This window comes from Exiguobacterium sp. UBA6282 (assembly GCF_002440475.1).
GTDB lineage: Bacteria > Bacillota > Bacilli > Exiguobacteriales > Exiguobacteriaceae > Exiguobacterium_A.
The window spans coordinates 5,321-13,619 of record NZ_DJUM01000026.1 but is presented as its reverse complement, the minus strand read 5'-3'; the positions used below and the strand labels follow the sequence as shown (position 1 = coordinate 13,619).

Below are 8,299 nucleotides of genomic sequence, written 5' to 3'. Positions count from 1 at the left end.
GGTCATCTCGCATATGGTACGCTTTTCAGGAAGCAGGATTTTAATGATTCGAGGAGCTGGTATGCATGAATAAAAAAGACATCGCCGACATCCGTCGTCACTTCAAGATGGATGCCGATTTACTAAAAATCCATGAAATCTACAACGTCTATATCCGAAAAGAGACGAGCGAAATCTATCATGAGGAAGCCCGACCGTTTCCGTTGCTTGATCCGGAGCAACAGGAGCTGTTCCTTGCGAACTTCAAGAAGGTACTAGGTGGAAAACTCGACGTCAAGCTGTTCGAGGTCAAGTTCACGCATCCAGAAGAAGGGGAGACGGGTCATACTCAACAGCTTCTTTATGAAGGACTGTATGCGGAAGAGCCGGAGGACTGGGTCGAACAGATGCAGACGATGGCGTTGAAGATGGTTCAGGACGTCCAGTACGAGAATGACCTCGTCGTCACGTTCATTCGCGGACAATACTATAAAACGACGAAGCGCCAAGCGGACGAGACGGAGATCGATCCGAATGACGACGTCTATACGACGCCGTTCATTCTCGGTAGTCTTAACTTAACGGAGTTACCGAAACAATCGCTCGTCTTTGATTTCGTTGAACGCGAATTCAAGTCGAACTTGTTCATCAATCCGGTCATCAAACTGGCGTCGCCGATCGGTGGATTTCTCTTCCCGACCTTCACCGACAATGCGGCAGACGTCAATCATGTCTTGTATGCGGCAGGTAAGCCGAATAAACCGGATTTCGGCTTCCTTGAAAATGTCTTGAACGGTCAACCGATCGTCACAGCAGATGAGGATAAAGCGATCTTCGAGGAAATCGTCAAATCGGTCGTTGGTGAATCGATGGATACGAAGACGTTAGCCGGTGTCTATGAAAACATCAATCAGTTGATCGTCGTCGAAGAGGATCAAGATGAGGAAGAAGTGCCAATGCTCGACGTTCAGGAAGTCGAACGTGTCCTCAAGGCAAGCGGTGTCGAAGACGTCAGCACGGAGCAGGTCGAACGGGCGTTCAAGACGGTCGTTGACGATCCGACGTACGAGATGAAGGCGAGTAACATCGTCCCGAACTATGAAGCGAAATCGATTAAAATCAATACGAAGGTCGCAAACATCGCGATCAGTCCGCAAGACTTGAAGTACGTCAAACAAGTCAACTATCAAGGGAAACGCTGCCTGTTGATCGAGGTCGAGGAAGACACGGTCATCGATGGATTTACGATCGTTTCACAAGAACAATTACGATGAGGACCAGCGCAGGCGACTGCGCTGATTTTTTTAGGTGAAACATTTGCTTCTCCTATCAAAGACAGGTATATTGTGATGTAAGCGGTCTCTTTTTTGGAAAAGAGGCATTCGAAATTTTTTTAGCGGTTATCGAAAGCGCTTTCGATAACGGTTTAACCAGAAAGGAAGCGATCCATTTGTCTACCGCCTCGATGCAAGATTTACTGCGAACGTTACGAAATCGTTCATCCATCCATCAAGACGGACTCGAAATCGTCGATAAGCCGATTCCCGACGTCTCGACTCCAGGGACACTCGATCCGCGTGTCCGTGAGGTCGTCCTCACGCAGCGTCCATCGGTCTCGATTCCAGAAGGGGCGTCGCCAGTCGAACTGGCACGTGCCGGCATGGGGTGGGACAACGAAGACGTGTCGACACGGCAGATTTCAACGGACGTCCTCGCGATCCCAAGACCTGGTACCACGATCGAAGCACGGCTGTATCGTCCGGAAGCGGCGCGTCCGCTCCCGCTCGTCGTCTATTTCCATGGCGGTGGTTTTTTCGGTGGCACGCTCGAGACGGTCGAGAACCCCTGTAAGGCATTAGCCGATAAAGGGAACGTCGCCGTCTTGTCGGTCGGTTATCGATTGGCGCCAGAGCATCCGTTTCCGACAGGGCTTGAAGATTGTCATGCAGCGATCGATTGGGCAGTCGAACACGCTGATCGACTTGAGATTGATCCAGGTGCGATCGCTGTCGCCGGTGATAGTGCCGGTGGGAACTTGGCGACGGTCTGTTGTTTGCTCGACCGCGAGCGTCCGACGCCGTATATCCGCTATCAAGTCTTGTATTATCCAGTCGTCAATGTCGGGGAACATCCGAATTCGGAATATGACTGGACGCTTGAAGCGTATGACCGACAAACGGAACCGCAGTTCCTCGAACGGATCATTTTGTCGCTTCAAGATGAAGAAGGTGTCCTCGAGCAATGGTACGTTCAAGCAAGTGATTCGAAGGATCGACGGATTTCACCGTTGTTCGCGACGCTCGATGATCTACCAGAGGCACTCGTCATTACAGGAGAGTTTGATTACTTACGTCTTGAAGGGGAAGCGTATGCGAAAAAGCTCGCGCGCGCGGGCGTCAAGACCCGCTATCTCCAGTACCGGGGGATGGAACATGCTTTTCTTGATAAACTCGGTCTGTATCCGCAAGCCGAAGACAGCTTAGACGAAATCGCGAAGGACTTAAAACGACTCTTTTCTCAAACTAACTAACAAAGGTGGATGACGCATGACATACACACTCGATTGGCAAGCCTATACAAAACTCGCACGACAAACCGTCGCGGAAGGGGCGGTCCTCTTACACAATGATGGTGTGCTCCCGTTGCAACCTGCATCGACGGTCGCTGTCTTCGGACGTAATCAGTTCAACTACTATAAAAGTGGTACAGGATCAGGCGGAATGGTCAACGTTACGAACGTCGTCAGTCCGCTCGATATGCTACGCGAAGACGTGACGCTGAATGCAGACGTCCTCAAGGCGTACGAGACATGGCTTGAAGACCATCCGTTTGACCAAGGTGAAGGCTGGGCAGCCGAACCGTGGTCGCAAGAAGAGATGCCGATTGACGCGACACTCGTTCAGCAAGCAGCGCTTGACTCCGATGTTGCCTTGATCATGATTGGTCGTACGGCTGGGGAAGACCGCGACAATACAGCGGATCCAGGGAGTTATTTTTTAACGGAGACGGAACAGGAGATGCTCCGACTCGTGACGACACACTTCAAACAGACCGTCGTCGTCTTGAACGTCGGGAATATCATCGATATGCGCTGGGTCGAAGAGACGACGCCAAGTGCTATTCTCTACGCGTGGCAAGGAGGAATGGAAGGCGGAACTGGACTGAGTGATCTTTTGCTCGGCCGCGTCTCGCCGTCTGGGAAACTACCGGATACGATCGTTCGTTCACTCGATGATTATCCGTCGACACCATACTTCGGTCATGCTGATCGCGCGTTGTATCAAGAAGACATCTATGTCGGGTACCGTTACTTCGAGACGTTCGCACCGGAAGCGGTCTTGTATCCGTTCGGGTACGGATTATCGTACACGTCGTTCGACCTGACGACAGACGTGACGACGTCAGCTGATGCTTGGACGGTGACGGTGACGGTGACGAATACCGGTCAGACGAGCGGGAAGGAAGTCGTACAAGGATACCTCGAGAAACCACAAGGCCGACTTGGAAACCCGACGCGTCAACTCGTTACGTTCGGCAAGACAAAAGAACTCGCACCAGGCGAGCAAGAATCTCTCACACTCGTCGTACCGTTCGCCTCATTTGCGAGTTATGACGATAGTGGTGTCACCGGGCATAAATCGTCTTATGTCATCGAACCTGGCACGTATCAGCTTTATCTCGGAACGGACGTCCGGTCGGCGGTTCCAGTCGCAAGCCATTCTGTCGAGACGCTTGACGTCACGGACGTCTTAACGGAGAACATGGCACCGGTGACGGCGTTTGAACGCATCAAACCGCAAGCGACCGAAACGGGATATACGGTGACGTATGAAACAACACCACTACGGACAATTGATCCGGAACAACGTCGTCAACAGGAGCGTCCTGTTGAACGGACGCAGACGGAAGATGCTGGTTGGAAGTTACGCGACGTCAAAGAAGAACGGGTCACGCTCGAGACGTTCCTCGATCAATTGACGGATGCGGATCTCGGGGTAATCGTCCGGGGCGAAGGGATGAACTCACCGCGCGTCACTCCGGGAACGGCGGGCGCCTTCGGTGGCGTGACGACAGAACTCGAAGCACTCGGCATTCCAGCAGGCTGCTGCGCGGACGGTCCGTCTGGGATCCGGATGGACATCGGGACGAAAGCCTTCTCGTTACCGAACGGAACATTGCTTGCCTCGACGTTCAATACGACATTGATTGCCGATCTATTTGAGATGACAGGTCTTGAGTTACGGAAAAACGAGATTGATACGTTGCTTGGACCCGGGATGAACCTCCACCGTCATCCACTCAACGGACGGAACTTCGAGTATTTCTCGGAAGATTCGTATCTGACTGGAAAAATGGCCGTGGCACAGCTCGACGGGATGCACCGGGTTGGTGTGACGGGAACGTTGAAGCACTTCAGTGCCAACAACCAAGAGTTCCACCGGCATGATCTGGATTCGATCGTATCAGAACGGGCGTTACGTGAGTTGTACTTGAAAGGGTTCGAGATGGCAGTTAAGGAAGGGAAAGCCTACTCGATCATGACGACGTACGGTGCCGTCAATGGCATCTGGACTGCCGGCTTATACGATCAGAACACACGCATCTTGCGCGATGAGTGGGGCTTTGACGGAATCGTCATGACCGACTGGTGGGCGAAGATCAACGCCGAAGGAACGGAAGCAAACCGGCAGCAAACGGCGACGATGGTCCGTTCGCAAAACGATCTCTATATGGTCGTCGGCGAACCGGGAACGAATCCGTTCGAGGATGATACATTGACGGCTCTCGCAGACGGAACACTTCGACGTTCCGAGTTACTGCGGAGTGCTGCGAACATCTGTCAGTTCTTACTCCGGTCACCGGTCATGGATCGCGTGATGGGAACGGCGTCACCTGTCGAGGTCCTCGGGGCACCGATCGAAGAAGAGACGCTCGAAGATCAAGCCGTCTCGCACCAACGCCTCGTCAGTGGGGATGCCTTCCCGTTAACGGACGTCACGACGACGACAGGAAGTAGTCATGTCTTCGCTGTCACGGCGGAAGAGACAGGGATGTATCAGGTCACGTTGACGGCACGTTCGAATGCTGGTGAACTGGCGCAGATGCCAGTGACGTTGTTTGCGAACAACATGCCGGTCGCGACCTTTACCTTCAATGGAACGAACGGCGAGTGGGTCAGCCAGACGAAGGACGTCTTCGTCTTCAACCCACACAACTATTTAAAACTCTACTTTGCACTCGGTGGTCTCGAGTTAAAAGAGTTGACGTTTACGCTTGCGGAATCGTTTCATATGAAGAACGGCTGATTAGATTAGCCGGACGGAAAGGACGGATTGTGTGCAGTTTTCTATCATCAAAAAACGGGTCGAGCAACTGCTTTCCCCGTCGTTACAGGGACGGATTGCTTTTCATGCAGCTGTCTACCGGATTCAAGACAGTCCTAGTCGTGTCTGGGTGACGTTTGACGGAGAAGAGATTCTTGGAGCAGACGACTTTCACTTCGAACGGGAAGTCGATCGGCGCTACGCGTTACAATCTGCACAGTTACCGGAAAAACCTGACGGAGCGTTATGGCAGTCCGACTGGTTGGAACAGTCGCATGCGTTATCGGCTGAGATCGAACGACAAGTCAAACAAGACGGGTATCTAGAGAACTATGAGATGCAACAAGATTTGTTAGAGTATCCGAATCTTGCGTTTGAACAAGCACTCGTTCATCCACATCCTTTCATCCGTGGTATCGCACGGCTCGATCGGCGACTCGGCAAACGACGTTTCCTATCGCTGACGCATCAGTCTGATTTTGAACAATGGTGTGCAGATACGCGGCAAACCGTCGAACGTTGGTGACACGAAAAAGCACGCTTCCTCAAGCCGAGGAGGCGTGCTTTGCTGTTAGATTGAAAACGAGTTGACCTCGTGAATGCCTTCTTCTTCAACGAAGGCGTCGAGTAAAGCACGGACTTCGTCCGTTGAGTTCGTCTCCATCAATTTGACCCGAAGTTCACTCGCGCCGCGGAATCCGCGGACGTAAATCTTGAAGAACCGACGTAATGGCTTGAAGAGACGGGGCTCGAATTGAGCCGAGTAATGATCGTGCAGATCGAGTTGTAGACGTAACAAATCGAGTAATTCTTGGCTAGAATGTTCTTTTTTCTCGACTTCGAACGCAAACGGGTTGTGGAAGATCCCGCGACCGATCATGACGCCGTCGACACCGTATTTCTCAACGAGTTCCAGACCGTGTTGGCGATCGTTGATATCCCCATTGATCGTCAGTAACGTCTGTGGTGCAATCTCATCACGTAACTTCTTGATTTCCGGAATCAATTCGAAGTGTGCTGGAACGGCACTCATCTCTTTACGTGTCCGGAGGTGAATCGAGAGGTTCGCGATATCTTGTTCGAGGATGTGACGCAACCAATCGTGCCATTCTTCGACCTTCGTGTAGCCGAGACGTGTTTTGACGCTGACCGGGAGACCGCCTGCTTTTGCCGCTTGGATCAGTTCAGCCGCGACTTCCGGACGATTGATCAAGCCAGAGCCTTTTCCGTTAACGGCAACGTTATGGACGGGGCAGCCCATGTTGATGTCGATCCCGCTAAAGCCCATCTCTGCCATACCGATACTCATTTCGCGGAAATATTCCGGTTTGTCGCCCCAAATGTGAGCGACCATTGGTTGTTCATCCTCCGTGAACTCGAGACGTCCGCGAACGCTCTGTTTGCCTTTCGGATGACAATAGCTTTCTGTATTCGTGAATTCCGTGAAGAACACGTCCGGACGCGCCGCTTTTGCGACGACGTGGCGGAAGACAACGTCAGTGACGTCTTCCATCGGTGCTAAGACGAAAAATGGTCGTGGTAAGTCCTGCCAAAAGTTCTTTTTCATAGTATATTAAACCCTTTCCTTAAGGTAATGCACATGTGTGGTTAAAGAATTTCATCAACTATACACTTTAAGCGCTCTCGTTAAAAAGTGCAAGTGAGTGCTATTCGTTACCGTGAGGAAAGAGATTGGTGTACCATATGCTGCTTCATCCAGTCCGGACCCGGAATTAGGTGTCCGGCTTCGTCCTTATAGATGACGTGTTCTGGGCGAAGTTCCGTCGGTGAGACGAGTCCTGCTGCCGCCGTCAGATTGTAGAGTCCTTCTCGTAACGAGATGATGTAGTTCGTCACGCGGAAACTTTTTTCGTCGACGATCAGCGCCTTCTGCAGTTTCGGATCAGTCGTCGCGACGCCGACTGGACAGTGATTCGTATGACAGACTTGGGCTTGAATACAGCCGACATTAAACATTAAACCACGCGCGATGTTGACGAAGTCAGCGCCGAGGGCGAGAGCGATCGCAATCTTATCAGCACTGATCAGCTTACCAGATGCGAACACTTTGACCTTGTCGCGTAAACCGGCTTCTGTCAAAAGTTGATGGACGAATGGTAATGCGGAAAAGAGTGGTAGGCCGGCAGCATCCGCAAGTTCTTGGAACGTCGCGCCTGTCCCTCCTTCGCCACCGTCGACCGTCATGAAGTCTGGATGACGACCGGATTCTTTCATATAAGCAATCAACTGACGCATGTCTTCAAGATTACCGACGACGACTTTGATCCCGACTGGTTTTCCGCCAATCTCACGTAGACGTTCGACCCAGTCGAGCATCGTCTCTGGTGTCGTGAATTCGTTAAACCGGTTCGGACTATCGATGCCGACACCGACTTTGACCTTCCGGACAGCGGCAATCTCTTCCGTGACCTTTGCGCCTTCTAAATGTCCACCACGCGTTTTAGCCCCTTGGGCAAGTTTGAGTTCGAAGGCTTTGACTTGCGTTAACTCACTTTTTTTCTGAAACTCGTCGAACGAAAAGTTGCCGTCCTCCGTCCGGACACCGAACAGACCGGGACCAATCTGACAGATGATGTCGACGTCACCTTTGAGATGAAAGTCGGATAGCCCGCCTTCACCAGTATTCATCCAGCTTCCTTTAGCGCGACCGAGTCCAATCGATAGAGCGGTGATGGCCCGGTCACCGAGTGCACCAAAACTCATCGCCGATTGACCGATCAGCCCTTGGATTTGATAAGGGTGCCGACACGTCGTCGCCCCGATGACTGGTGCATCCTCCACTTTCAAGAGATACGGTGAGATTTGCTTCGCAACAAGATGTTCTTTCCGCGTAAACAGTTCATCGCGATCAATTTGATAAATGTGCGTATCGACACGTTCTGATTGATCGATCCGTAATTCCTGTCGATTCGTTGGAAAGAGGGCGTTTTGTACATAAAAACCAGCTTCTTCAAAATTACGTTCCGAGCCAAAAC

At 51.8% G+C, this 8,299-nt stretch carries 6 protein-coding genes; 4 read left to right on the top strand and 2 right to left on the bottom strand.

All coding sequences use genetic code 11. From position 1 onward, the window contains the following. The first annotated feature begins 65 nt into the window (after positions 1-65). From B2751_RS08175 to B2751_RS08160, 4 genes are all read left to right on the top strand, one after another. Complete coding sequence (locus tag B2751_RS08175; protein ID WP_035395462.1) at positions 66-1,253, top strand: DUF4317 domain-containing protein; 1,188 nt, start codon at positions 66-68, stop codon at positions 1,251-1,253. A 176-nt stretch (positions 1,254-1,429) separates the two neighbouring features. Further along, entirely contained in the window at positions 1,430-2,509 is a 1,080-nt protein-coding gene (locus tag B2751_RS08170; RefSeq protein WP_290774176.1) for an alpha/beta hydrolase, read from the top strand. Between the two features lie 16 nt (positions 2,510-2,525). Further along, complete coding sequence (locus tag B2751_RS08165; RefSeq protein ID WP_290774173.1) at positions 2,526-5,285, top strand: glycoside hydrolase family 3 protein; 2,760 nt, start codon at positions 2,526-2,528, stop codon at positions 5,283-5,285. A gap of 31 nt (positions 5,286-5,316) precedes the next feature. Further along, positions 5,317-5,829: an SF0329 family protein gene (locus tag B2751_RS08160; RefSeq protein WP_290774170.1), complete on the top strand. Its 513-nt coding sequence runs from the start codon at positions 5,317-5,319 to the stop codon at positions 5,827-5,829. A 45-nt stretch (positions 5,830-5,874) separates the two neighbouring features. Here the strand turns inward: B2751_RS08160 and B2751_RS08155 are convergent, their stop codons facing one another. Beyond that, entirely contained in the window at positions 5,875-6,870 is a 996-nt protein-coding gene (locus B2751_RS08155; protein WP_029343007.1) for a tRNA dihydrouridine synthase, read from the bottom strand. A gap of 107 nt (positions 6,871-6,977) precedes the next feature. After that, a partial coding sequence (locus B2751_RS08150; RefSeq protein ID WP_290774167.1) for an FMN-binding glutamate synthase family protein occupies positions 6,978-8,299 on the bottom strand: 1,322 nt, incomplete at its 5' end.